This is a genomic window from Desulfobacterales bacterium, from assembly GCA_034520365.1.
GTDB lineage: Bacteria > Desulfobacterota > Desulfobacteria > Desulfobacterales > Desulfosalsimonadaceae > M55B175.
The window spans coordinates 461,073-484,909 of record JAXHNP010000007.1 but is presented as its reverse complement, the minus strand read 5'-3'; the positions used below and the strand labels follow the sequence as shown (position 1 = coordinate 484,909).

The window sequence follows — 23,837 nt, the reverse complement described above, 5'->3', positions numbered from 1 at the left end:
GATGGATAACTCTACGATTGATGATATCCGGCCGCTGGTTTCCAAGCCCAGCCGGTATCTCGGCTCTGAAATCAATACGGTGAAAAAACCGCCGGATACGGTAAATCTCCGGATGGCGCTGGCGTTTCCCGATCTCTATGATATCGGGACTTCCCATTTCGGCCTCCAGATTCTATACCAGATTTTAAATAACGAGCCGGATATCTCGGCTGAACGGGTGTTTACCCCGGGACTGGACATGGCCGCCTGCCTCCGCCGGGCGAACCTGCCGCTTTTTTCCCTGGAAACCCAGACCCCGCTGGCTGATTTTGACATTATCGGGTTCTCGCTCCTCTATGAGCTGAATTTCACCAATGTTCTGGCCATGCTGGAGCTGGCCGGCATCCCCTTTCGGCAAAGCCAGCGCAATGCTTCGCATCCCCTGGTTATCGCGGGCGGCCCCTGTACGTGCAACCCGGAGCCCATGGCCGAGTTTTTTGATGCCATGGTGGTGGGCGACGGCGAATCGGTGATTCTTGAGATGGTCCGGGCCTGGCGAGAATGGGCAAAATCCGGTCAGGGCGACAGAGGTACGCTGCTTTATGCCTGGTCCCGGATCGAGGGGGTCTATATCCCCGCTTTTTTCGAGCCGTATTGGGATGAGGATGGATTTCAAAGGCTTACGCCTAAACTTGAGGGCTATACGTCGGTTTCCCGCGCCATTGTGCCGGATTTGGATGGCGTTTCTTTTCCGGATCACCCCATTGTTCCTTTCGGCAAACCGATTCACGACCGGCTGCGGGTCGAGCTGGCCCGGGGCTGTACCCGGGGATGCCGCTTCTGCCAGGCGGGCATGATCTATCGGCCGGTGCGCGAACGCTCGCTTTCAAACCTTCGGGATCTGGCCGAGACGGCCCTTAACCGGACCGGGTATGAGGATATTTCGCTTCTGTCTCTGAGCACCGGGGATTACAGTTGTCTCAGCCCGCTTATGAAGGAACTGATCCTCAGGCATTCTTCGGATCCGGTGGCCATCTCCCTGCCATCCTTCCGGGCCGGGACGCTTGCGCCGGAGATGATGGAACTGGTCAAAAAGGTGCGGAAAACCGGCTTTACCATTGCCCCGGAGGCGGGCAGCGAGCGCCTCCGGCGGGTCATTAATAAAAATATCTCCGAGGCCGAAATCCTGGAAACCGTCACCCAGGCGTTTTCCCTGGGCTGGCGGACGATTAAGCTCTATTTTATGATCGGGCTGCCCTCAGAAACCGAGGCCGATATTGACGCCATCGTGGATCTGGTCCATAAGATCCGCCGGAAAAAAGGGATTGCCGGCCGCAAGGCAACGATTAACGTCAGTGTGGCAACCTTTATCCCCAAGCCGCACACCCCCTTTCAATGGCAGGCACAGCTCCCGGTTGAGAGGGCAAAAAAGATTATAGGGGCCCTGCACCATCGCTTAAATCTCCCGGGCGTTCATTTTAAATGGCAGAACCCGGAGGTCAGCCGATTGGAGGGCCTGTGGGCCCGGGGGGACCGACGGCTGGCCGATTTGCTGGAAGCGGCTTACCAGAAGGGATGTCAGTTTGACGGCTGGTCGGATACATTTGATTATGACGCGTGGCTTGCCGCCTGCCGGGATACCGGCGTTGACATCGATTTTTTTATCAGCCGCACCAGAGCCTTTGATGAGCCGCTGCCCTGGGATGGGATTGACTGCCGTATCGATAAGGCCTTTTTGCGGGAAGAAAACGAAAAGGCAATTGGCGAGGCCGCTACCGGGGATTGCCGGCTGGATGCATGCAGCGGCTGTGGGGCGTGCGACTTTGAAACCGTCCGCCCGCGCCTGGCGGTGAATAAAACCGATTTTGGCGAAATTTTGCCGGCAGAATCAGAGGCCGGTAACGAATCAAGCGTTGAAAATCGTTTGCGAATGCGGTATGCAAAGCTTGAATCAGCCAAGTATTTCGGTCATTTGGAGTTGATCCACATTTTTCAGCGCGCCCTGCGGCGGGCGGGCATCGGCATGAAATACACCCAGGGGTTTCATCCAAAGCCCAAATGCTCTTTCCATGAGGCCATCCCGGTGGGCGTGGAAAGCCGATGCGAGACGTTTTATTTGACCGTGGCCGGGGAAATTGACTGTGACCAGGCTGTCCGGGCCGTAAATCGAGAGCTGCCGCCGGGGTTGACGCTGATTGACTGCCGGAAAGTGCCGCCAAAATCCGGCCCCGAGCCCGAGGCGATCCGGGTGTATGAGATTTATCAAAAAGACGGGGCATTTGATGCGGCCGCGCTTGATCGGTTTAAGGCGGCCGATACCTTCCGGATAAAACGGCGGACCCAAAAGGGGCGCACCCTGGATATCGATCTGGCAAAGGTGGTACGGGATATCCGCCTTGAAAACGGGGCGCAGCTGTTGCTAAGCCTCAACCACCTGCCGGGCCAGACCGTCAGGCCGGGGGAGGCGCTTCAGGTCGTATTCGGCCTGTCCACGGAATCCGTCTTGCGGCTGAAGGTGATAAAACTGCCGGCAGAAAAGGAATCATCCCCAATCTAGTCAGGAGGAGCAGATTGTCTGATATGGAAAAAGAGATCGTCATAAACTCGGTCGGGCCGGAGGTTCGGGTTGCCTTGCTGGAAGATGGGGTGATTGTGGAGCTTTTCGTGGAGCGAAGCGATGGACATAATATCGCCGGAAATGTCTACAAAGGCCGCATTCAGCGCGTTCTTCCGGGCATGCAGGCGGCATTCGTGGATATCGGCCTCCAGCAGGCGGCGTTTATCTATGTGGATGATATCATTAGCGGTCGTCGCGCCGAGAATGACGATTTTAACGATTTGGTGGATCTGGCCGCAGACGAGGAGAAAGGCGATGACGCGGGTGAAGAACGGCCTGAAAAAGCGCTGCCGCCCGCCAGGCCGCCCATCGAAGAGCTGATTTCAGAAGGTGAAGAAATTCTGGTTCAGGTCGCCCGCTCGCCGATCGGGAGCAAGGGGGCCCGGCTTACCACATTTATTTCCCTGCCCGGCCGTTTTCTGGTGTTCATGCCCACGGTGGATCATGTCGGCATATCCCGGCGGATCAACGAGGAGGCCGAGCGCTTGCGGTTAAAGGCTTTGGCCGAATCCTTGCGGATCGGCAGCTTCGGCTATATCGTGAGAACGGCCGGAGAAGGCATTTCTGAGGAAAAAATGGCCCAGGAAATGGAGTTTCTGGTCAATCTCTGGGCCGATATCCAGCAGAAGTACCGGACCATGGGCGCGCCCGCCCTGTTACATGAAGAGCTGACCGTCACCCTGCGAAGCGTACGGGATCTCCTGACCCATGATGCGGACCGGGTGACCATTGATTCGCCGAATGTGTATACTTCCGTGCTGTCGTTTATTGAAAAATTCATGCCCCGGTTAAAAGGTGCGGTGGCCCTGTATACCGGCACGGAACCCATATTCGACGCCTACAATCTGGAAGGCGATATTGTCCGGGCATTGAAGAAAAAGGTTTGGCTCAAGTGCGGTGGTTATATCGTGATTGAGATGACCGAAGCGCTGGTGGCCATTGATGTCAATACCGGCCGGTACGTGGGCAAGCATAATTTTGAGGAAACGGTTTTAAAGACCAACCTTGAGGCGGTCAAGGAGATCGCCTATCAGATCCGCCTGCGGAATCTCGGGGGGATTATCATCATCGATTTTATCGATATGGAGCGCAAATCCAACCAGGAAAAGGTCTTTAATGCCTTGAAGGAATCCCTTAGAAAGGACAAGGCCAAAACCCATGTCCTGCCCATGTCGGACATGGGCTTAATCCAGATGACCCGCAAGCGGATCGTCCAGTCCCTAAACCGGATGCTTTGCGAACCCTGTTTTTACTGTGACGGCGAGGGCGCGCTCCTGTCCCGGCAGACCATATGCAACAATATTTACCGGGAGGTGATCCGGCTCTCCCAGGACGTTGCGGGGGACCGCATCAGTCTGCGGGTGCACCCGGAAATTGCGGACCTGCTGCTGGGTGAAGCCAGCAACATCATCAATATGCTTGAAAAGAAATTGGAGCGGCAGGTGATCATCTACCCCATGGAGGGCTATCACCTGGAAGAGTATAACATCATTGAGGTTTATAAAGGGGCGGGCTGATTTTGACGACATGAATTAATGCTTGACAAAATTAAGCAAAATATGCTCTTTTTACAAATTTATATCAAAAAAGAGTATGTGGCAAAATATATCATAAAGGAAATGTAAAGGCATGAAACGGACATATCAACCCAGCCGACTAAGACGGGCACGAAGACACGGATTTTTAAAACGGATGTCCACCAAACAGGGCCGACGGGTGCTGAATCGCCGGCGGGCCAAAGGAAGGAAACGGCTCATCGCTTAGATGGGGGCTAAACGGATATAACGCTTTAAGCGATCCAACGGGTGTTGTCGGATTCTATGTTGAGCTTTTCTCAAAACCAGGGGCAATCGGATAGGACCGAGGGGTTTCAACCATCGGATCGGCTGTTAAGACGGGCCGAATTTTTATCTGTATCGAAATCGGGCAAAAAGCTACAAGACCCCTATTTTATCATTATTTATCAGAGGGGCCGGACAGATCGCCCCCGCTTGGGCGTTACGGTATCCAAACGCGTGGGAAAAGCGGTCACCCGAAATCGGCTGAAGCGAATGATCCGTGAATTTTTTCGGAAAAATCGATTTGCGCTTGAAACCAACTGGGACATTAATATTATTGCCAAGCCGGCAGCCGCCAGTTTAACCGCGCGCGGAGTGCAAGACGCTCTGGCCGGGCTTTTTTCCAGAATAAGGCGGGTTCACAATTAAGTTTTTTGTATTATTCATAATAAGGCTATATCAGGTGACGTTGTCGCCTGTGTTGGGAGGGGCTTGCCGCTTTTATCCCTCCTGCTCCCAGTACGCCTGTGAAGCGGTTATCCGCCACGGCGCCATTAAGGGTTCAATTCTGGCCGTCAAGCGGATTCTTAAGTGCCATCCGTTTCACCCCGGCGGGGTGGATCCTGTCCCATGATCCGATCTGCGCAGTGTTTTCCGACTTCCCCCAGCAAGCTGTAAATGGCGAAACCGGTGATGGTTTTTTCAAAAGATGTGGCTGACGATTGGCCGGGGCCGGCTGTATCCTGCCGGTTTACAGGAAAAAACCCGTTTTGCGGAAAGCCGATTCCGGCAGCCGGGTGTGTAACCGCCCTGCTATTGGCCGGCGTTAAACCCATTGGCTTTTGCGGGAGCGATCATATTCGCAGCCTTCATCGATCGTGTGTGTTTTCCTTTGTCCAAACTTGATGGCCTCGTAAAAAGTCGATTCTGGGACGGCAAAGAAAAAAGTTCAAGATCGCGCCGCGCGAATCCCGAGGAATGCAGGGTACTTAATCGTACGTGAAATTCCGAGGGATGCAGCGCAACAAAGATATTGGACTTTTTGCGAAGCCGTCAAACTTGGCATTTTTCGATCTGAACACATTTGATCGCGTTATATAAGGCGGGATCAGGACAGCAGGCAAATGATATTCGGGCAGGAGTAATTTATGGAACAATGGCGTTTATTTTTGGCAATTGTGCTATCAATTTTTGTTTTTTTTCTGTGGGAGGTCTTTTTTGCAAGCCATCCGCCGCCCCCCCCGCAGGCGCCTGATAAACCGGCCGAGACGCAGAAAAGGCCTGATGAGCCGGCCTCCGCGGCAAAGCCCGGGACTTCCGGCGCCGAACTCACTCAGGCGGATCAAAAGATTCCGGAAAAGGCGTTTAAATCCGTCACCGTTCGCTCTTCGCTCTATACAGCGGAAATCTCTGAAAGGGGGGCGGCTTTAACCAGTTTTGTGCTTCAAAATTATCGAAAGGATGCGGCGCTAAATGCGCCCCTGAAGCAGTTGATCCCCGGGGAAAATCATGCCGGCACCGCATTGGTTCATTTGGCCGGCCATGATCGGAAAAGCTGGGCGAATGCCCGGTTTACTACGAATTACAGCGGAGATAGGCTGGAGATTGGCAATTCCCGGGAGTCTCTTTCGTTTTTCTGGGAGTCCCCGGAGGGCATTGTAGTTGAAAAGCAATATACCTTTTTTCCAGAAAGTTACCGGGTTTCCTTGAAAGTCCTGATTAGAAACCTGTCGGATCAGCCGATTACCGGGGATTTGATCCTGACGCTGCAAAACCCGATGGACCCGGATCGCTCCCGCTTTGCTTTTGAGGGTCCGTTTGCCTATATCAACCAGGAATTGGAAGAAATCGATGTCAGCGACATCGAAGACAAGGATACGTATACCGGCCGCATTGGATGGGCGGGCATGTGCGATCGCTACTTCATGACCGTGGCTGTGCCCGCATATGATGGCGAATCCCGGTTCACGCTGGCGCATGAACCGGAAACAGATATGGTCAGTGTCAACTATATCCAGCCGATTGAAAAAATTTTGGCCAATACCCAGGATGCAGCCGATTTTTCGCTTTATTTCGGCCCCAAGCGGATGTCCACCCTGCGCGAATATGACGATAACCTGCAGGCGGCCCTGAATTTTGGATTTTTCGATATTATTGCCAAACCCTGCCTGTGGCTGATGAATTTTATCCATGACCATCTGTTTGCCAACTATGGCGTGGCGATTATTCTGCTGACCATCCTGTTTAAGATCATCTTCTGGCCCTTGGGGTCCAAAAGCTATAGATCCATGGCCGAAATGAAGAAGCTGCAGCCGTTAATGGCTGATATCCGCAAGAAGTACAAGGATGACAAAAAGCGGATGAACGAAGAGGTCATGCGGCTTTATAAGACCTATAAGGTTAACCCGATGAGCGGGTGTCTGCCGATGGTGGTCCAAATTCCGGTGTTTATTGCTTTCTACCGGATGCTCTATGAGGCCATTGAACTGCGTCATGCCCCGTTTATGCTGTGGATCAACGATCTGTCTGCGCCGGATCGCCTGTTTCACTTTGATATCAATATACCGCTGATGCTGCCGCCTTACGGGATACCGGTGCTGACCATTATCATGGGCGCGACCATGTTTCTTCAGCAGAAACTTTCCCCGCCGCCCGGGGATCCGGCGCAGGCCAAATTCATGATGATGATGCCCCTGGTATTAACCGTTATTTTTGTCAATTTCCCGGCCGGGTTGGTTCTGTATTGGCTGGTCAACAATGTTATTTCCATCGCCCAACAATACTATATCACGAAAAAGCATGTGTAGATGGAGGCGTTTTCATGAGTGATTTTTTGGATTTTGAGGGCAAAAGTGTCGAGCAAGCGGTTGAAAAAGCATGCCAGGAATTAAAGGTTTCCAAGGACAACTTGATTTACGACATTATCTCTTACGGCTCAACCGGCATTTTCGGGCTGGTTCGCACCAAAAAAGCCTTGATACGGGTGACACCGCCGAAAACAACGCCCGCAGAACCAACGGATGGCGTTTATGAAGGCGCCTCATCCCAGACAGCGGCCGAGGAAAAAGAAAGCCGGTCGGCCATCAATGCATTGATCAATGAGGCCTTTGGCGAGGCGCCCGATACCGTTGAGCCCCCGGAGACGGCGGAGGCCCAAGCCGAGGGGGAGCCTGAACCTGAACCTGCGGCTATGGCCACCGATGAGGCGATTGCTGTTGCGGAAGACATGTTAAAGCAGATTTTGAGTCTGCTCTCGCCTGAAGCCCAGGTATCCATTCATCAGGACAATGATCAGCACCGCATCCATATTGGCGGCGGGGAGCCCGCCATTCTGATCGGCCGAAAAGGACAGACCCTGGAGGCGATGCAATACCTTGTGGATAAGACGGTAAACAAGCAGTGCGGAAAAGGGTATCGGATTGTGGTGGATGTGGAGGGCTACCTCGAGACCCGTCGCAAGGAATTAACCGAAGCCGCCAATCGACTGGCGGATAAGGCCCGCCGCACCGGCAAGCCATCGACCATGAACCAGATGAACGCCCATGACCGCCGCATTGTGCATCTGGCCCTGAAAAACAATAAGGCGGTCCGAACGCAAAGCGTGGGCGAAGGCTACTATCGAAAACTGATGATCATGCCCAAGCGCCGGAAAGGCCCTTCAAAAACCGGGCCCCGAGCCCGGCAAAATCAATAGAATTCGGTTTTTACAGAGCCGACAGGGTGGTTTTATGGACACCGCCACCATTGCCGCAATCGCTACGCCTGCCGGATATGGCGGCATCGGGATTATCAAAGTCAGTGGCCCGGCGGCCATCCCTGCCGCGCTGTCCATATTCCAAAGAGAGCCGCCGTCCAGTCGCGCCTCCGCCGACGCCTGGACCCCGGAATCCCGCCGCATGTATTACGGCCATATCATAGACCCGGAGACGAACCGTTACATTGATTCGGCCATGTTTGTGGTGATGCGCGGGCCCGCCTCTTATACCGGTGAAGATGTGGCCGAAATCCAGGCGCATGCCGGGCCGCTGGTATTAAGATCCATCCTGGAGCTGCTTCTCTCCCGTGGTGTTCGGCTCGCAGGTCCCGGGGAGTTTACCCGAAGAGCGTTTTTGAACGGGCGTATGGACTTAACCCAGGCAGAGGCCGTAATTGACCTGATCCATGCCCGGTCCGCAACCGGCCTAGATCTGGCTGTTCAGCATCTGGACGGGCATTTACGGTCTGAAGTTGAATTGCTCAGGAATGCCCTTTTGGATATGTTAGCCGAGCTTGAGGCAAGCATTGACTTTCCGGAAGATGTGCCCGAAGGGCCTGCTGCTCAAGAAATAGCTGAGCGACTGGATCAACAAATACTTGCGCCTATCGAACGGTTGCTCCGGCAATACGAAGACCGTAGCTTTCTGCGGGAGGGGCTTAGGGTGGTAATCGCGGGGACACCGAATGCCGGGAAATCAAGCCTTTTGAACCAACTGCTAGACCGGGAGCGCGCCATCGTGACGGAGTATCCCGGCACCACCCGGGATCTGGTTGAGGATGGTTTTATAATCGGCGGCATCCCTGTGGTAATTACCGATACCGCCGGCATTCGCGACAAGCCGGAGCCGATTGAGGCGGCGGGCATCGATAAGGCCTATGCCAACATCGAGGCGGCGGATCTGATTTTATTTGTGCTGGATTCCCATCAGCCGATTGAATCGGTCCATCACAGCTTTATGACACGATTCATGCACAAACATAAGCTGCTTGTGCTAAATAAAATTGATTTGCCCGAGCGATCAGTCCTTCCGGAAGAATGGAAGGGGTATCCCACGGTCCGGATATCTGCCAAGTACAGCCAGGGGATTGACCGGCTGAAGGCTTTTCTGGCATCCTATGCCGGTGATCAGCAAGCCCCGGGTGTTAATGAAATTGTTCCTAATTTACGCCAAAAGCAGGCCATAGAGAAAAGTTTTGCCGCATTAAGTAGCGCCCGGAAAGGGCTGCTTGAAAACCAAACCATAGAACTTATCGTTATAGATTTACAGGAAGCCCTGGCAGGGCTTCAGGAGATTACCGGTGAAAATGTTCGGCCGGATATTTTGGACCGGATATTTGAGCAGTTTTGTATCGGTAAATAGCCAGTAACGGCTAATGTTTCACGTGAAACATTACAGCGATTCAAAATACCCGATCGGCAGGATATGGCTGCTGATTCAATAAATTGTTTGGAGGGAGACAGATGATGAATATTGATTTTACCCCCTTTTTTAAACGGTATGAGGCGCTCGTGGAAAAGGCGGATAAGGCCTTTGCCCAGGTTAAGGCCCAGTTTCCCGAGGAGGTAAAGTGTACGCCCGGCTGCGCGGATTGCTGCTATGCATTGTTTGATTTAACCCTGATCGAAGCGTTGTATATCAACTATCATTTTAAACGGGAGTATACCGGCGCCGCCCGGGAGACGCTTCTTGAAAAGGCCAATGCGGCAGACCGAAAGATATATAAGATAAAAAAAAGTGCCTTTAAATCAGCGCAAAACGGTACGGATGAGGAAAAGGTGTTAACGGATGTAGGTCAGGAACGGATTCGATGCCCGCTCTTAAATGAGGAGAAGCGATGCGACCTGTATGCGTATCGCCCCATTGCCTGCCGGGTTTACGGAATTCCCCTGGCAATCGGCGGCAAAGGGCATACCTGCGGCCATTCCGGGTTTGTCGAGGGCAAGCGGTACCCCACATTTAATCAGGATGTGATTCATGATCAACTAATGGCGATCTCTGCGGAGTTCGTCCAGGAGATTGAATCCCGGCATGTCAAAATGGCGGATGTTTTGGTGCCGCTGTCCATGGCGTTGCTGACCGATTATGATGAGCAATATCTCGGTATCGGAACGCCCCCATCAGATGAAAAGCGCGAAGAGGGAAAAAATGAGTGAGGATCCGAAAGAAATTGAACGTTTGAAACAGGCGATTTTTGACCGGATGTCGCCCCGCCGGCAGAAGCAGGTGTTAAAGCGCGGGTATGAACAATGGGATCCGTTTCTAAAACCGAAAGATCCCATTGATATCCGGCGCGATCGCACCCGACGGACAACGCAGATGCTGGTACAACAGTTTTTGAGATCCCGGAATCAGAGCACCTATTCCAATGAGTATGGCCGGGGGGCGTTCGAATTGTGTCTTGGCATCGTAAATGAGGACGAACGGTATGTGGGTATGTTTGAGTTCGCCTGCTGGTACCGCGAGCTTCTGGAAAAAGAGCTCGGAGAGGATACGCTGAGCTGATTTCATCTAAATTGAGCGATTTTCAATTTAGGTTCAGTAAACATTTTCGGCGGGCGGGGATCGTTAAGTCCCGCCCGCCGATGTATTTTATTGTCGGGTCAGCCATGCCAGAATTGGCAGCAGCAGGGCGATGAAGATCAGAGCGCCCGGTACCGAAAAGTACGGGGTGTACCAGGGCCGGCCCATTTTTTTTGCCTGTTTGACCTCTTTTAAAAACCAGTTTCCCAGAATTCCTGCGGCCGCCAGTATGGCGACGATTTTAGCGATCTCTAACAGCCAGTGCACATAGCCTCCGTTTCTGATTATTCATAGATTTTTTCATCCGGCGCATCCGCCTCTGCCGCATCGTTTTCGTAATCCCTGATCTGGCCGGGGCCTTTCATGGTATTGAAGTACTCCCGGTACCATTCGTGGGCGATAATCATGGCCATCACCTCATTGGAGCCGGTCCATATGGACGCCAGCCGCAGGTCCCGGACAATGCGTTCAATGGGGAAGATGTTGGTGTATCCGATGCCGCCCATCACCTGCATAGCATTATTGGCGGCTTTCTGGCAGGATTCGGTGACAAATTTTTTGGCCTCGGAGATCATGCGGCGAAGCCGACGCTCTTCGACCTTTTCATCAACGGCCCGGGCGGTGGTATAAATGATGGATCGGCTGGCATCCAGCAGCATGGCGCTTTCGGCCACCTGAAAGCTTACCCCCTGAAAATTATTGATCGTGGTGCCGAAGGCCTTGCGCCGGGTGGTGTAGCCGGTGGCCACATCCAGTGCGGGTCGGGCGCTGCCAATGGTCATGGCCGCGGTTCCCAGCCGTTCCGGAATCATCATGGTCTTAAACACCTTATAGGCCCCGTTGACTTGGCCGACCACGTTTTCTTTGGGTACCTTCGCGTCCTTGAATACCACCCGGCCGGCACCGCCGCCCCGGCAGCCCATCAGGCCGTAAAGATACTTGGTCTCAACCCCCGGGCCCCGATCGACAATCAGGCAGGTCAAGGCCTCGTGGGGTTTGGCGTCCGGAGCGGTCTTGGCGTAAACCAGAAAATAGTCCGCCCCTTCTGCACCCACAATAAATCGTTTCTGGCCATTTACCAGAAAATAATCGCCTTTATCGTCAGCAGTGGTCGTGGTGCCGAAAAAATCCGATCCGCCCCGGGGTTCGGTCAGGCATTCGGCAGCAAACATCTCCCCTTTAAGCAGCGGCTTTACATACTTTTCTTTTAGGGCGTCCGTGCCGTGCTGAATGATGGCGTCGCAGACGAGCTCCGCCCCAACCCCAAAGGTACAGGCGAATATATAGCCGAGGGTCCCGATTTCCTCCATCACCGTCACCGTGCTCACCCAGTCCAAATCCCGCCCGCCCCATTCTTTGGGGTAGCGGCAGCCCATGAGGTTGCGCCGGCCGGCTTCCTGGAGAAATTCCTTGGGAAATTTGATTTTGTCCTGATCCATATCAATAATCATTTGGCGGGGAATCCAGTTTACCAGGTCGCGGGCTTCATCCCGAATTTTTTTTGATGCCTCAGGCAAAAGATGGTCAAACATTGGCATTTCCTTTTTTTGTTTGAGAAGAATTGAAACTTTACGTTAACGGAAAGATACTGAAGGAAAAGGGCGCTGTCAACGGGAAAACCGCCTGAAGGGGGCGGGTTATCGGATGACACAGGTTCCAACGTGCGCGGCCATAACAGACTGGTAATGCGTCATAACGGCATCATTAATATACCAGTCGCGGGTTTTAAAAAATTCAGGACAAAGCACGTTCACGGATTCATGCTGCACCCGTTGAAGCGCGTGGCGCGTGGCCCCGTGAATCAGTTCGGCCATCACCTCAATGGCCGCCTGATCCACAATGGGCAGTACACAGGTGGTCCGGAATTCATGGGGCAGCTGGGAGTCCAGAATGGACTGGACGGCGACGATAATATCTGATGGCTCACACGTGCGGCAAATGAGCGGATCATAGCGATCCGGATCGGTTTTAATGTCCATGGCCACAAAGTCGATCAGTTGATCGGTGATCAGTTGTTTGATCATGGCCGGATGGGAGCCGTTGGTGTCAAGCTTTACGGAAAATCCCATTTGCTTTATGCGGCGGCACAATTCCGGAAGATCGGCGTGCAGGGTGGGTTCGCCCCCGGTAATAACCACCCCTTCCAGAAACCGCCGCCGTTTTAAAAGAAATGCGGTCAGTTGATCCGGGTCAATGGCCGGACGGCCGTTTTTTCCCCGGACCAACTCAGGGTTATGGCAGTACGGGCAGTTGAAATTGCATCCGGCGAGAAAAAGAACGCAGCTGACCTTGCCGGGATAGTCAATCAGGGACGTCTTCTGGATGCCGCCGATTTTCATGAAAATTCAAGCGCTTCGACTTGCTCCAGATCAAATGTCTCCCGGATTTCGAATTCAGACTGCTTGCCATTGTTCCACTGGTTGATCGGCCGGAGATAGCCGACGATCCGCGAATAAATTTCGGTTTTTTCATGGCAGGTCGGACAGGTTTCATGATAGCCGGTGATATAGCCGTGGCTGTCACAGATGCTGAAGGTGGGGGACAGGGTAAAATACGGCAGCCGAAAATTATCCGTAACCCGCTTTATCAGCGATTTCGTGGCATCCAGATCGGTTACCTGTTCGCCCAGGAAGATATGAAATACCGTCCCGCCGGTATACCGGGTCTGCAGATCATCCTGAAGCTCCAGGGCCTCGAAAATGTCATCCGTGTAATTGACCGGCAGCTGGGTCGAATTGGTGTAAAAGGGCTCCGAACCGCTCCGATATTGGGGCTCGTTGGCGCACTGGATGTCCTGATACTGGTTCTTATCGATGAGCGCCAGCCGGTAGGCTGTTCCTTCCCCGGGCGTTGCCTCCAGATTAAAAATTTCACCGGTTTCTTCCTGGATGCTCTCCATTATTGTCCGCAGATAATCGAGTACTTCAACGGAGAATGCGTGGCCTTCGTCAGTGCCGATATCCTCGCCCAGCAGATTGAGGCAGGCTTCATTCATGCCGATGATGCCGATGGTGGAGAAATGGTTGCTCCAATAGGTATTGGTCCGTTCCTTGATGGCGCGAAGATAAAATCTGGAATAGGGATAGAGGTTCTGTTCGGTGAATTTTTCAAGCACTTTCCGCTTCACCGAAAGACTGTCCTTGGCGATGTGGGCAAGCCGGTGCAGGCGGTTGAAAAAGTCCTCCCGGCTTTCAGCCAGATACCCGATGCGGGGCAGATTGAGGGTCACCACCCCGATGGAGCCGGTGAGCGGATTGGCGCCGAAAAGGCCGCCGCCGCGCTTCATCAGCTCCCGGTTGTCCAGCCGCAGGCGGCAGCACATGGAGCGGGCATCCTCCGGGGACATATCCGAATTAACAAAGTTTGAGAAATATGGAATTCCGTATTTGCCGGTCATCTTCCAGAGGTTTTCAAGGGTGGGGTTGTCCCAGTTAAAGTCTTCAGTGATGTTATAGGTGGGGATCGGGAAGGTAAAGACGCGGCCTTTGGCATCGCCTTCCATCATGACTTCGGCAAAGGCGCTGTTTAAAACATCCATTTCATGCTGGAATTCACTGTAGGTCTCTTTTTGATGGACGCCGCCGATAATCACCGGCATGTCCTTTAAGGTGCTGGGAACGGTTAAATCCATGGTGATGTTTGTAAACGGCGTCTGAAAACCGACGCGGGTGGGGATGTTGATATTGAAAACAAATTCCTGCAGCGCCTGTTTGACCTCTTTAAAGCTTAAATTGTCATAGCGCACGAATGGGGCGAGCAGTGTGTCAAAATTGGAAACCGCCTGGGCGCCGGCCGCCTCGCCCTGGAGGGTATAGAAGAAATTGACCACCTGCCCCAGGGCGGAGCGCAGGTGCTTGGGCGGAGCGCTTTCCACTTTGCCCGGAACGCCCTTGAAGCCCACGGTCAGTAAATCCTGCAGATCCCACCCCACGCAGTAAACCGAGAGCAGGCTTAAGTCATGGATATGAATATCCCCGCTTTTATGGGCATTTCGGATTTCCGGCGGGTAGATGCGGTTTAGCCAGTATTCCGAGGTAATATCCGAAGAGATATAATTGTTCAGGCCCTGCAGGGAATAACTCATGTTACTGTTTTCGCGGATTTTCCAATCCAGCTTTTGGACATAGTTTTCCACCAGCTCCACATGGGCTTTGGTGGCGATGTTTCTGAGCTGGGCGTGCTGTTCCCGGTACAGGATATAGGCCTTGGCGGTCTTGTGAAACGGGGAATTCAAAAGCACCCGCTCCACGATATCCTGAATCTCTTCGACCTCCGGCGGATGGTTTAACGGCATCTCGTGGGCCAGGGTCAGGACCCGCAGCGTCAGGTTTTTCGCCTCCTTTTCACTGAACTCGTCGGTGGCTTTGCCGGCTTTGGCGATGGCGGCGGTGATTTTTGCGGAATCAAACTTAACAATCCGGCCGTTTCGTTTTTTGATGCTGTCAAACATGTCCATTCCCCTCTAGGCTGAAATAGGATTTTTAGATATTGTATACGGGTATGGGGTAATTAATTGTTATAATATATATATCACAATATATGGGGTTAAGTCAACAAAAAAATCAATATATTGTGTTCTTTGGTCTTGGTTAGGCATCGGGTGCGGGGGCCTGGCAGGCTTGTCGCCGGTGACCCAGATGTAGTCGGCGATATCCGGTTTGACCGTCTGGCCCGCAGACACCGGTATTACCGTGCGATAGGCAAGTGAATTCCGGTATGACACGAACGGAACAGAGATCTTCAATCATTTGATCTAAAGTGACCGGCAATCCGGAAGCGGTCTGAACAATGGTTTCCGGGGGATAGGATTGCTGGTGGCCCTCGATCTGAAGATCCTTTGGGGTTGCCGCACATCCCAGGCAGAGGCCCAAAAGCAGGAACGCAGAAATATACTTAAAAAAGGCCCGCCCGGTTTGGGATGCCAGGCCAGTCTGGACACTTGGGCCAGGGTTTGATATAAAGAAAATCAACGTGCGGCCCATATTAACCTCTATCTGTTTTGGATTGCGCCATGAACCGAACCCCTGTATTTCGGAAGGCCATCGTACCCTGGTATGATACGAATGCCGTATGCATCGGCGTGTTGGTCCTGATGGCCGCGGTATTGGTGCTTGGCATCGAAGGCATCCGGGTTGCGGGAACCATTGAAACATATCAAAGCCATGCTTGGGTGCCGATATTGATAGTTATATTAAGCAGTTGCGTCTGTGCGTCGATACTTTTTCGAATGATCAGGCGATATCGGAACCGATTTTCGCTGTGATCGGGCTTTTTATACCAAGCCCCCTATAGCCCTTCCGCAAGCAGGGCCTCTATCGCCTCCTCGGACAGTCGAATCCGCATGCATTCCAGAAAATAATGGACGATTCGAGCGGTTACCCCCCAAATTACGATGTCCCCGACCGGGTATACCAGTTCCCCCACCCCTGGGACGCGGCCGTTAAACCGCTGGTCCAGATGCTGCTTGAATAGCACGGGAACCGAGGGGGTTAATACCCGGGCGATTTCGCTGGGGTCAAAGTAAATATCGCTTTCATCTCCTTGAAAAAACCCCAGGAAGACCTCAATATCTTTTTGCTGAATGGTTTGAAAATGCCCCAGCGACCCCACAAACTCAATCGCGCCGGGCGTAATATGGAGTTCCTCTTCGGTTTCCCGAAAGGCGGCCGCCAGCGAAGAGCTGTCGGTTTCATCCACATGCCCGCCCGGCAGGGCCACCTGATTGCGCCATGGATACCCCTTGTTGTCTGCCTTTAATACGGCCAGCAGAAAAGGGGTTTGGTCTTTGTTAAATACCAGCATGAAAACGCTGGTGGGAATAAACCGGTCCCCATCCGGCGGGCCGGGATGGGCTGTATCGGAAATGATGTGCTGGAGCAGTCCGGCATTAAACGGAAACGGCATTAGCAGGCGTGTTTGCGTATATTTAAAAGATGTTTAAGCCTATTGATCCATAAATTCCTTGAAACTCATGGTCTTAAAACTTTCCGAGTCAATATACTCAAGCATTTTCAAAAAAAGATCCGGCGGAATAAAACCCGGCCGCTTGCCGATTTCGGATTGATCTTCGGCAATAAACCCGTTGGTCGGAAAGCTGCTTACGCCGTATTTTCTTGCCACGTCCCGCTGCGCTTCGGCATCCACCCGGATCGGCACAAAATTTTCATTTAAAAAGGCGATCACCGAATCATCGGAAAAGGTTTTCCGATCCATCAGCTTGCAGTAGGTGCACCAGTCCGTATAAAAATGGATAAATCCCTTTTTGTTCTCATCGGCGATTTTTTCCATCCCCGATTCATAGGATGTCCAGTTAATTTGAGAGTTTGCAGCCAGTAGCGGCGAACAGGCGAATATCAGGACCCCAAAAAGTATGCAACCGGCCCAGTTTTTAATACGCATGAGTATCTCCATATGAAAAAATAAATTTTAAAAAAGAGTAAGTATGGCGAGGTTGCGCGTCAATAAAAAAATCCCCATCAGGATGAGAAGGCAGCCGGCAATCGTATTGATGTAGCGCATAGCCGGTTTGGCCCGCTGTATGATGATCATAAGAAAATCAATAAAGATTGATATCAGAATAAAGGGAATGGCTAAACCGAGGGCATAAACAGATAATAGGCCAACGCCTTGCCAAATTGTTTCTTTGCTGGCTGCTATGGCCAGTATGGATCCAAGGAAAGGGCCGGTGCAGGGGCTCCACCCGGCCCCAAACGCCATCCCGACAAGAAAAGTGCCCATGATATGAAGTGGCTTTTCCCTTATGTGAACCCGTTTTTCCATTTGCAGCCAATTGATGCGAAGCCAGCCGATAAGGTGAAGGCCGAAAAAAAGCAAAATCAATCCAATGCCGATTTCAATAATCGAACTATAACGGAAAATGAAGGCCCCGATAAAAGATGCAAATGCCCCCATAAGGATAAAGAGCAGGGAAAACCCGCAGACAAAGGAAAGGGTGGAAAGAATCACTTTACGGCGAATTTGCCCATTTTGGCCAGCGGTCAATTCTTCAATTGAAAATCCGGTGATAAAGGTAAAATAGGCCGGGATCAGCGGCAGGACACATGGGGTAAAAAAAGAGGACAGGCCCGCCAGAAATGCCGCAGAGATGGATACGGTTTGTGTAAACATAGGGTATAACCGGGAACTTCCGTTAAATTGCTACTCGCTTAATTCCGCCGCCCGTTGGGCCGCGGCGGTCACTGCCGCGATGATATGGGACTTAACATCATGGTTTTCCATCACCGATAAGGCGGCTTCCGTGGTGCCGCCCGGGGAGGTCACCTTCTGGCGCAGGGCTTCGGGCTCGGACGATGATGCCTCAAGAAGCTTCAGTGCGCCGGAAAGCGTTGAAACCGTCATTTTCAGGGCCTCTGTTTTTGAGAGTCCCAATTCAGTTCCGGCTTCAGCCATTGCCTCAATCAGATAGAATCCATACGCCGGCCCGGAACCAGCCAGCGCGGTAAACGCATTCATATCAGTTTCTCGGCAGTCAAAAACGGTCCCCATTGCCGAAAGCAGGGTTTTTATAGCCTCAATATCCGCCGGTGCGGCATATTCATTGGCGCAGATTGCCGACGTGCCGGCCCGGACCAGGGCCGGGGTGTTCGGCATCACCCGCAGGATCGGCATCTGATGCTTATCGGATTCCGTGAGCTGATCATAGATAATTTTTTCAAGCGCGGCGATCCGGATACCTGCAGCAATGGAAACAAGCCGTTTTTTGGGGCTGCGGGGAATAAAAGCGGTCTCTGCGGCCAGATTTTTCAGAACCCCTTGCATCTGCTGGGGTTTTACGGCAAAAAAGATGATATCGCAAGAGCCGATCACTTCTTTATTGGAATCTGCCGAAAGCACCTGATAGGCGTTTTTTAGCGATTGGATCCGTTCCGGGTCAATATCGCTGACAAAAATGTTTTCTGCCGGCGCGAGATCAGCCGCAATAATCGCGCCGATAATTGCCTCAGCCATATTTCCGGCGCCGATAAAGCCGATTTTTTCAGTCAATTCGGCCATGATGCCTCCCGGGGGTAATTGGTTTGCCCCTAACCAATTGATGTTGTTGGGGCTTATTGTCCTGTGAGTCATAGCTTCTTTAGCCCGGGCTTGTCAATTGATTTAAGCACGGTAAATTTGTTCTATCTATTTTTCAGGCGGGCACGGTGGCCCGCCCTGCGCGGGCTGTGTCGACATTTTGTAGGGTCGGCCACCGTGCCGACCTCACATGCGAGAAACCCCATGGTTATGGGGTTTCTCGCCAGAACAAATTCACCGTGTTGATTTAAGGGAAAGGCTTGACTTCGAATCAATATATAATTTATTTATAGGGCATTAATTGAGTTACCAATGAGCGCTAAAAAAAAGAAAGTTTATATCGATGTTTATCTTTTCTCATTTTCTTGAAGGCATTGCGCGCGTGCTTGACGCGGTTTTGACGCTATACATGTTTATTGTTATCGCCCATGCCGTCTTGTCATGGGTCAACCCGGACCCTTATAATCCCATTGTTCGGTTCATCCGTCAGATGGTCGATCCGCTGTTGTTTCAGATAAGAAAACGAATCCCCACCGTATTCGGGGGAATTGATATTTCTCCCATTATAGTTCTTTTGGCCATCATTTTTTTACAGAGTTTTCTGGTGGCAAGCCTCAGGCATCTGGCAATGATAATTGCTTAATATGTTGTTTAATTCTTAATATTTTGGCAGGAGTAGCCCATGGCGAAAATTGATGCGTTTTTTAAACTGATGAATGATCAAGGTGCATCCGATCTTCATCTGATCGCCGGCCAGCAGCCAGCCCTGCGCATCCGGGGGGAAGTCGAGCGGGTTAAGTACCAGCAGATGGACAATGATCAGCTGCGAGCGATGCTCTATGAGATTGCGCCCGAGGATAAAATCAAGGTTTTCGAAGAAACCGGGGATGTGGATTTCGGCTATGAGATCCCGGGGCTGGCCAGATACCGGGCCAACTTTTTTATGCAGCGAAACGGGGTTGGGGCGGTTTTCCGGCAAATCCCCAACAATATCATGACCTGCGAGCAGCTCGGCCTTCCCTCGGTGGTGGCCAAGCTCGCTTCCCTTCCCCGGGGACTTGTGGTGGTGACCGGTCCCACCGGCAGCGGCAAATCAACGACCCTGGCGGCAATCATCGATGAGGCCAATCGGCTTCGCAAGGATCATGTGATTACCGTGGAGGATCCCATCGAATTTGTGCATGAAAGCCGGGGCTGCATTATCAATCAGCGGGAAATCGGCCTTCATACAAAATCCTTCAGTGCTGCGCTTCGGGGGGCGCTCCGGGAGGATCCGGATATTATTCTGGTGGGCGAGATGCGGGACCTGGAAACCATCTCACTGGCCATCGAAGCCGCCGCTACGGGGCATTTGGTTTTTGCCACCCTGCATACATCCAGCGCCATGAAAACGGTGGACCGGATTGTGGAGGTGTTTCCGGAGAATCAGCAGGCCCAGGTGCGTTCTAATCTCTCCGACTCCATCCGGGCGGTGGTGGCACAGGTTTTGTTTAAGCGGATCGACCGGAAGGGCCGGGTCCCGGCTCTTGAAATCCTTGTCGCCACGCCTGCGGTCAGAAACCTGATCCGGGAGCAGAAAACCCACCAGCTGGCCTCCTCCATGCAGACCGGAAAAAAATACGGGATGCAGGTATTGGATGATGCGATCATGGATCTCTACAACAAGGGCTATGTCAGTGCTGAGGACTGTTACCTTAAAGCCAATGAAAAACAGCGGTTCCGGCCGTTTTTGAAGGCGCCGCCGCCTGATTTTACTGAAGCCTAAATAATGTTGCCAAGGAGACGGCAATGCGAAAACAGGAAGTCGACTATTTACTGACCACCATGCTCGATTCCCATCAGAGCATTTCAGACCTCAACTTCACCGTGGGCAAACCCCTCCAGGTGGAAACCTTCGGGGAACTGGTGGGCGTGGACATGAATCCGCCGTTAAAATCGCTCACCCCGTTTCAGACCGAGATGGTCGCCTTAAATTTAATTAACCGGGACCGGCGGCTGACGGAAACCCTCATCAGTGAAGGCTCCTGCGACCTGTCCCATTCCTTGCCGGGCAAAGCCCGGTTTCGCGTGAATGTCTTTTCCCGCTCCGGCGAATACTCCATCGTGCTCCGGCAGCTGGAAACCAAGGTGCCCACCATAAAGGAGATGGGGCTTCCGGAATCATTCTATAAAATGTCCGGGGAGCGAAACGGGATTGTCTTTTTTACCGGGGCCACCGGCACCGGTAAGACCACCTCGCTTGCCGCCATTCTGGAAGAAATCAACAAGAATAAATCCGTTCATATCATTACCCTGGAAGACCCGATCGAATATGTGCACTCCCATAAAAAGGCCACGTTCAATCAACGGGAGATGGGAACGGATTTTAACTCATTTTCGACCGGGCTGCGGGCCGCGCTCCGCCAGGCGCCCAAAGTGATTCTGGTGGGCGAGATGCGGGACCGGGAAACCATTGAAATTGGTCTAAATGCCGCAGAAACCGGACATTTGGTCCTGACCACCCTGCATACCACGGATGTCTCCCAAACGGTGAACCGGATTCTGGGGATGTTCTCCATTGACGAGGAAAATCAGATTCGAAATCGCCTGGCCGGTGCGCTCAAGTGGGTGGCCTGCCAGCGACTCCTGCCCAAGATGGGCGGCGGCCGGGTGGCCGCATTTGAGATGATGAGCACCAGTCTGCGGGTCAAGGATGCGATCCTAAACGGTGAAGGCGAAGGCGCCACGTTTTACGATATCATGGAGGCGGGTACGGCATTCGGCATGTCCACCTTTGACAACTATATCATCAAACTTTTTGAAAAAGGCCTGATCACCGAGGAAACCGCTGAGGACTATGCCTCCCGGCGTTCCATTGTCGGCCGCGGCATTGATATGGTTAAGAGCGCCCGGGGGGAGACCACCACGGATATTGATAGCCTGGAAATCGATATGACCTATGACAAAAAAAAGCGCCGTTAGAACATGCCTTTCGCGCCAGGCATAAATTTACAGGGATTGGGTAAAACAAATGGAAATTAAATGCGATCAGTGTCAAAGCAAGCTAAACATCCCGGATGAGAAGCTTCCGGTGGGAAAGATTTCCTCTGTTCGGTGCCCGAAATGCAAATCCAAAATAACCATTGATCTGCGCCCGGAACAGGCCGCGGAAAATAACACCGACGGAGACGCGATTTTTTCCGCAAACGGCCCGGAAACGGCGGAGCCGAAGGGGGCCGTGGATGAAGAGGGCTATGATGCCAGTGAAAAGCCCTTTGATTTTCTTGAGGAAGAAGGAAAAACTGCGCTGATCTGCGAAAATGACAGGGCCCGGGTCAAGCAGATCAAAGAAGTGCTGGAGATCATGGAATACAATATTACCGAGCCGGAAGGCATCCGCGATGCGCTTCGCAAGATGAAGTACCATACCTATGACCTGGTGCTTGTCAATGAAGGCTTTAACGAGAGCGATCCGGAATCCAACGGGATTCTGATTTATCTGGAGCGGATGCAGATGGAGGCACGCCGGGATATTTATGTGGGCTTGATCTCGGATCGGTTTCCCACCATGGATTATATGGCCGCTTTTTTAAAAAGCGTAAATATCACCATTAATCCGAAAGATATGGGCAGCCTGGACCAGATCCTGACCCGGGGGATCAATGAGCGCGATCTGTTTTACAGTGTTTATAAGGAAAGCGCCCAAAAATTCGGCAAAATCTGAAATTTAGGAATATGTCTCAAGACACCCGATATACCTGCACCGATTACCGGCTGGAAATGGTGCTCCTGTCTCTGCGCCGGCAGCTGGCCCATAATGACCTCTCCGAAGCGGAAAAAACGGAAATTCAGCAGGAAATAAAGCGCCTGGAAGCCCAGATGGGAATGGCATGAGGGCAGAGCGGTTTATTTCGACTGCTCGCTGATCATCCGCAAGCCCTCCAGTGTCAATTCGGGTTCCACGGATTCAATGGCCTGGGAGATATCGCGCATGACTGCGGCCATGCCGCCTGTGGCAATCACTTTGGGCACGGCCGGCTTAAGTTGGCTTTGAATCCGCCGCACCATGCCGTCCACCAGTTCCGCATACCCAAAAAGAATGCCGGATTTCATGCTGTCTGCGGTATTGGTGCCGATAACCTGCGGCGGCGGCTGAAACTCAACCCGCGGGAGCTTGGACGCCCGGCTGAAAAGCGCCTCTGCAACGATGCCGATGCCGGGGGCAATCGCTCCGCCGATGTATTCGCCCTTCTCCGAAATCACGTCAAAGGTGGTGGCAGTCCCAAAATCGATCACGATAAGGCTTGTCGCATATTTTTGGTAAGCGGCCACGGCATTGACCAGCCGGTCTGCGCCGACCTCTGCTGGATTGTCGTATAATATCGGCATGTCTACATTCTGCGCCGAGATCCATAGGGGCGGATGGCCTATGTGTTTGCGGCAGAACGCGTCTATCATATTGACAAGCGGCGGCACCACACAGGAAACCACCGTTTTTTCGATACCATCCAACTGGCGCCCGGCCTGATCAAACAGCCCGGATACCAGCAGATGGAACTCGTCCGCCGTCATCGCGGGTTCGGTATGAATTCGCCAGTCCCGGAGCAGCGCCTGTTCTTCAAATATGCCGATAACCGTATGGGTGTTGCCCACGTCAACGACCAAAAGCATTAAGCGATCCTTTTGTTTTAAGGGGCTGTTTCTTCGGCTTCTGCAATTTCCACCACAAAAAGTTCAGGCCGGGCGTCAATCAGCACATAGCCCTCCGGAAGGATAATCCGGGCCGGCCGGACATAAATCCCGGCGGCCAGCCCATTTGCCTGAATATAGGCAAAAGCCGCGTTCTTTAATTCATCAGGGGCTTTGGGTTCAGATGCCGGCCCAAGCAAAGTGATGTCAATGCTCGGGGGATGAATCCGTATGGCCGCCCCGGTTTTTTCAGCGTGAATGGGTAAGCTCATAAGCTGCTGTTTGATGGGGCCGTTTTCGATCGGGACATCCGTGATGGATTGCGCAGCTTTATCAGGAACCGGCCGGCTGTCTTTAAAACGGCGGCTTGACGGATCAGTTTCCTCTTGCGTATCAGCCGGGAAGCCTGAAGCGCCGGCCAGGGCCAAAAGCATTAAACTGATCAAAAAGGGTTTCATCAAGCGGCGGAGAAAAGATGCAGCCATG

The 23,837-nt window shown here is 52.6% G+C and carries 25 protein-coding genes; 15 read left to right on the top strand and 10 right to left on the bottom strand.

All coding sequences use genetic code 11. The features are described from left to right. The first annotated feature begins 1 nt into the window (after position 1). From U5L07_16355 to U5L07_16310, 10 genes are all read left to right on the top strand, one after another. Positions 2-2,536: a TIGR03960 family B12-binding radical SAM protein gene (locus U5L07_16355; GenBank protein MDZ7833320.1), complete on the top strand. Its 2,535-nt coding sequence runs from the start codon at positions 2-4 to the stop codon at positions 2,534-2,536. 23 nt (positions 2,537-2,559) lie between these two features. Continuing rightward, positions 2,560-4,113, top strand: a complete 1,554-nt coding sequence (locus U5L07_16350; protein MDZ7833319.1) for an Rne/Rng family ribonuclease — start codon at positions 2,560-2,562, stop codon at positions 4,111-4,113. Positions 4,114-4,225: 112 nt separating this feature from the next. Then, a complete protein-coding gene (gene rpmH, locus U5L07_16345) occupies positions 4,226-4,360 on the top strand; it encodes a 50S ribosomal protein L34 (GenBank protein MDZ7833318.1) in 135 nt (44 codons plus the stop codon). Positions 4,361-4,416: 56 nt separating this feature from the next. Further along, a complete protein-coding gene (gene rnpA / locus U5L07_16340; GenBank protein MDZ7833317.1) occupies positions 4,417-4,803 on the top strand; it encodes a ribonuclease P protein component in 387 nt (128 codons plus the stop codon). Continuing rightward, on the top strand, positions 4,799-5,008 hold the full coding sequence (yidD, locus tag U5L07_16335) for a membrane protein insertion efficiency factor YidD (GenBank protein ID MDZ7833316.1): 210 nt from the start codon (positions 4,799-4,801) through the stop codon (positions 5,006-5,008). The genes rnpA and yidD overlap by 5 nt, the downstream gene beginning before the upstream one ends. A gap of 514 nt (positions 5,009-5,522) precedes the next feature. Further along, complete coding sequence (gene yidC / locus U5L07_16330; GenBank protein ID MDZ7833315.1) at positions 5,523-7,181, top strand: membrane protein insertase YidC; 1,659 nt, start codon at positions 5,523-5,525, stop codon at positions 7,179-7,181. Between the two features lie 14 nt (positions 7,182-7,195). After that, on the top strand, positions 7,196-8,068 hold the full coding sequence (gene jag, locus U5L07_16325; GenBank protein MDZ7833314.1) for an RNA-binding cell elongation regulator Jag/EloR: 873 nt from the start codon (positions 7,196-7,198) through the stop codon (positions 8,066-8,068). Positions 8,069-8,102: 34 nt separating this feature from the next. Beyond that, complete coding sequence (gene mnmE / locus U5L07_16320; protein MDZ7833313.1) at positions 8,103-9,491, top strand: tRNA uridine-5-carboxymethylaminomethyl(34) synthesis GTPase MnmE; 1,389 nt, start codon at positions 8,103-8,105, stop codon at positions 9,489-9,491. Between the two features lie 101 nt (positions 9,492-9,592). Beyond that, positions 9,593-10,285: a YkgJ family cysteine cluster protein gene (locus tag U5L07_16315; GenBank protein ID MDZ7833312.1), complete on the top strand. Its 693-nt coding sequence runs from the start codon at positions 9,593-9,595 to the stop codon at positions 10,283-10,285. After that, the gene (locus tag U5L07_16310; GenBank protein ID MDZ7833311.1) at positions 10,278-10,634 is read left to right on the top strand and encodes a hypothetical protein; all 357 of its coding nucleotides are present in this window, start codon (positions 10,278-10,280) and stop codon (positions 10,632-10,634) included. The genes U5L07_16315 and U5L07_16310 overlap by 8 nt, the downstream gene beginning before the upstream one ends. Positions 10,635-10,721: 87 nt before the next feature. On the opposite strand, the gene U5L07_16305 is transcribed toward U5L07_16310, so the two are convergent. The 8 genes from U5L07_16305 to proC all read right to left on the bottom strand — a co-directional run bounded on the left by U5L07_16305 (position 10,722) and on the right by proC (position 18,665). Next, complete coding sequence (locus tag U5L07_16305; protein MDZ7833310.1) at positions 10,722-10,919, bottom strand: hypothetical protein; 198 nt, start codon at positions 10,917-10,919, stop codon at positions 10,722-10,724. A gap of 17 nt (positions 10,920-10,936) precedes the next feature. Beyond that, entirely contained in the window at positions 10,937-12,184 is a 1,248-nt protein-coding gene (locus U5L07_16300; protein MDZ7833309.1) for an acyl-CoA dehydrogenase family protein, read from the bottom strand. 105 nt (positions 12,185-12,289) lie between these two features. Then, positions 12,290-12,991 (bottom strand): anaerobic ribonucleoside-triphosphate reductase activating protein, encoded by a 702-nt coding sequence (locus U5L07_16295; protein MDZ7833308.1) that lies wholly within the window; start codon positions 12,989-12,991, stop codon positions 12,290-12,292. Further along, the gene (locus tag U5L07_16290; GenBank protein MDZ7833307.1) at positions 12,988-15,102 is read right to left on the bottom strand and encodes a ribonucleoside triphosphate reductase; all 2,115 of its coding nucleotides are present in this window, start codon (positions 15,100-15,102) and stop codon (positions 12,988-12,990) included. Before U5L07_16290 ends, U5L07_16295 begins: the two co-directional genes overlap by 4 nt. An 836-nt stretch (positions 15,103-15,938) precedes the next feature. Next, positions 15,939-16,556 carry an NUDIX domain-containing protein gene (locus tag U5L07_16285; protein MDZ7833306.1) on the bottom strand — a complete coding sequence of 206 codons (618 nt, stop codon included), beginning with the start codon at positions 16,554-16,556 and terminating at the stop codon, positions 15,939-15,941. Between the two features lie 39 nt (positions 16,557-16,595). Then, the gene (locus U5L07_16280) at positions 16,596-17,051 is read right to left on the bottom strand and encodes a DUF255 domain-containing protein (protein MDZ7833305.1); all 456 of its coding nucleotides are present in this window, start codon (positions 17,049-17,051) and stop codon (positions 16,596-16,598) included. 27 nt (positions 17,052-17,078) lie between these two features. Further along, positions 17,079-17,780: a cytochrome c biogenesis protein CcdA gene (locus U5L07_16275; protein ID MDZ7833304.1), complete on the bottom strand. Its 702-nt coding sequence runs from the start codon at positions 17,778-17,780 to the stop codon at positions 17,079-17,081. A gap of 30 nt (positions 17,781-17,810) precedes the next feature. Further along, a complete protein-coding gene (gene proC / locus U5L07_16270) occupies positions 17,811-18,665 on the bottom strand; it encodes a pyrroline-5-carboxylate reductase (GenBank protein MDZ7833303.1) in 855 nt (284 codons plus the stop codon). Positions 18,666-19,026: 361 nt separating this feature from the next. Here proC and U5L07_16265 point away from each other — a divergent pair, with 361 nt between their 5' ends. From U5L07_16265 to U5L07_16245, 5 genes are read left to right on the top strand one after another with little or no spacing between them, the layout of a single operon-like run. After that, the gene (locus tag U5L07_16265) at positions 19,027-19,326 is read left to right on the top strand and encodes a YggT family protein (GenBank protein ID MDZ7833302.1); all 300 of its coding nucleotides are present in this window, start codon (positions 19,027-19,029) and stop codon (positions 19,324-19,326) included. A gap of 39 nt (positions 19,327-19,365) precedes the next feature. Beyond that, a complete protein-coding gene (locus U5L07_16260; GenBank protein MDZ7833301.1) occupies positions 19,366-20,448 on the top strand; it encodes a type IV pilus twitching motility protein PilT in 1,083 nt (360 codons plus the stop codon). Between the two features lie 23 nt (positions 20,449-20,471). Then, positions 20,472-21,644: a PilT/PilU family type 4a pilus ATPase gene (locus U5L07_16255; GenBank protein MDZ7833300.1), complete on the top strand. Its 1,173-nt coding sequence runs from the start codon at positions 20,472-20,474 to the stop codon at positions 21,642-21,644. A gap of 49 nt (positions 21,645-21,693) precedes the next feature. Beyond that, positions 21,694-22,386 carry a zinc-ribbon domain-containing protein gene (locus U5L07_16250; GenBank protein ID MDZ7833299.1) on the top strand — a complete coding sequence of 231 codons (693 nt, stop codon included), beginning with the start codon at positions 21,694-21,696 and terminating at the stop codon, positions 22,384-22,386. Positions 22,387-22,397: 11 nt separating this feature from the next. Further along, a complete protein-coding gene (locus U5L07_16245) occupies positions 22,398-22,556 on the top strand; it encodes a hypothetical protein (protein ID MDZ7833298.1) in 159 nt (52 codons plus the stop codon). A gap of 12 nt (positions 22,557-22,568) precedes the next feature. Here U5L07_16245 and U5L07_16240 read toward each other — a convergent pair whose 3' ends face one another. Further along, entirely contained in the window at positions 22,569-23,333 is a 765-nt protein-coding gene (locus tag U5L07_16240) for a type III pantothenate kinase (GenBank protein MDZ7833297.1), read from the bottom strand. A 17-nt stretch (positions 23,334-23,350) separates the two neighbouring features. Beyond that, positions 23,351-23,836, bottom strand: coding sequence for a hypothetical protein (locus U5L07_16235; GenBank protein MDZ7833296.1), 486 nt, complete (start codon positions 23,834-23,836; stop codon positions 23,351-23,353). Position 23,837: the final 1 nt, after the last annotated feature.

Bases quoted from the DNA above. Each gene is read 5' to 3' on its own strand.
- U5L07_16310 (MDZ7833311.1), top strand. From the start codon at position 10,278: ATGAGTGAGGATCCGAAAGAAATTGAACGTTTGAAACAGGCGATTTTT.
- U5L07_16280 (MDZ7833305.1), bottom strand. From the start codon at position 17,051: ATGCGTATTAAAAACTGGGCCGGTTGCATACTTTTTGGGGTCCTGATA.
- proC (MDZ7833303.1), bottom strand. From the start codon at position 18,665: ATGGCCGAATTGACTGAAAAAATCGGCTTTATCGGCGCCGGAAATATG.
- U5L07_16255 (MDZ7833300.1), top strand. From the start codon at position 20,472: ATGCGAAAACAGGAAGTCGACTATTTACTGACCACCATGCTCGATTCC.
- U5L07_16260 (MDZ7833301.1), top strand. From the start codon at position 19,366: ATGGCGAAAATTGATGCGTTTTTTAAACTGATGAATGATCAAGGTGCA.
- U5L07_16240 (MDZ7833297.1), bottom strand. From the start codon at position 23,333: ATGCTTTTGGTCGTTGACGTGGGCAACACCCATACGGTTATCGGCATA.
- U5L07_16355 (MDZ7833320.1), top strand. From the start codon at position 2: ATGGATAACTCTACGATTGATGATATCCGGCCGCTGGTTTCCAAGCCC.
- U5L07_16290 (MDZ7833307.1), bottom strand. From the start codon at position 15,102: ATGTTTGACAGCATCAAAAAACGAAACGGCCGGATTGTTAAGTTTGAT.
- U5L07_16235 (MDZ7833296.1), bottom strand. From the start codon at position 23,836: ATGGCTGCATCTTTTCTCCGCCGCTTGATGAAACCCTTTTTGATCAGT.
- U5L07_16300 (MDZ7833309.1), bottom strand. From the start codon at position 12,184: ATGTTTGACCATCTTTTGCCTGAGGCATCAAAAAAAATTCGGGATGAA.
- jag (MDZ7833314.1), top strand. From the start codon at position 7,196: ATGAGTGATTTTTTGGATTTTGAGGGCAAAAGTGTCGAGCAAGCGGTT.
- U5L07_16265 (MDZ7833302.1), top strand. From the start codon at position 19,027: ATGTTTATCTTTTCTCATTTTCTTGAAGGCATTGCGCGCGTGCTTGAC.
- U5L07_16350 (MDZ7833319.1), top strand. From the start codon at position 2,560: ATGGAAAAAGAGATCGTCATAAACTCGGTCGGGCCGGAGGTTCGGGTT.
- U5L07_16245 (MDZ7833298.1), top strand. From the start codon at position 22,398: ATGTCTCAAGACACCCGATATACCTGCACCGATTACCGGCTGGAAATG.
- U5L07_16285 (MDZ7833306.1), bottom strand. From the start codon at position 16,556: ATGCCGTTTCCGTTTAATGCCGGACTGCTCCAGCACATCATTTCCGAT.
- U5L07_16315 (MDZ7833312.1), top strand. From the start codon at position 9,593: ATGATGAATATTGATTTTACCCCCTTTTTTAAACGGTATGAGGCGCTC.
- mnmE (MDZ7833313.1), top strand. From the start codon at position 8,103: ATGGACACCGCCACCATTGCCGCAATCGCTACGCCTGCCGGATATGGC.
- U5L07_16295 (MDZ7833308.1), bottom strand. From the start codon at position 12,991: ATGAAAATCGGCGGCATCCAGAAGACGTCCCTGATTGACTATCCCGGC.
- rpmH (MDZ7833318.1), top strand. From the start codon at position 4,226: ATGAAACGGACATATCAACCCAGCCGACTAAGACGGGCACGAAGACAC.
- U5L07_16275 (MDZ7833304.1), bottom strand. From the start codon at position 17,780: ATGTTTACACAAACCGTATCCATCTCTGCGGCATTTCTGGCGGGCCTG.
- yidC (MDZ7833315.1), top strand. From the start codon at position 5,523: ATGGAACAATGGCGTTTATTTTTGGCAATTGTGCTATCAATTTTTGTT.
- rnpA (MDZ7833317.1), top strand. From the start codon at position 4,417: ATGTTGAGCTTTTCTCAAAACCAGGGGCAATCGGATAGGACCGAGGGG.
- U5L07_16250 (MDZ7833299.1), top strand. From the start codon at position 21,694: ATGGAAATTAAATGCGATCAGTGTCAAAGCAAGCTAAACATCCCGGAT.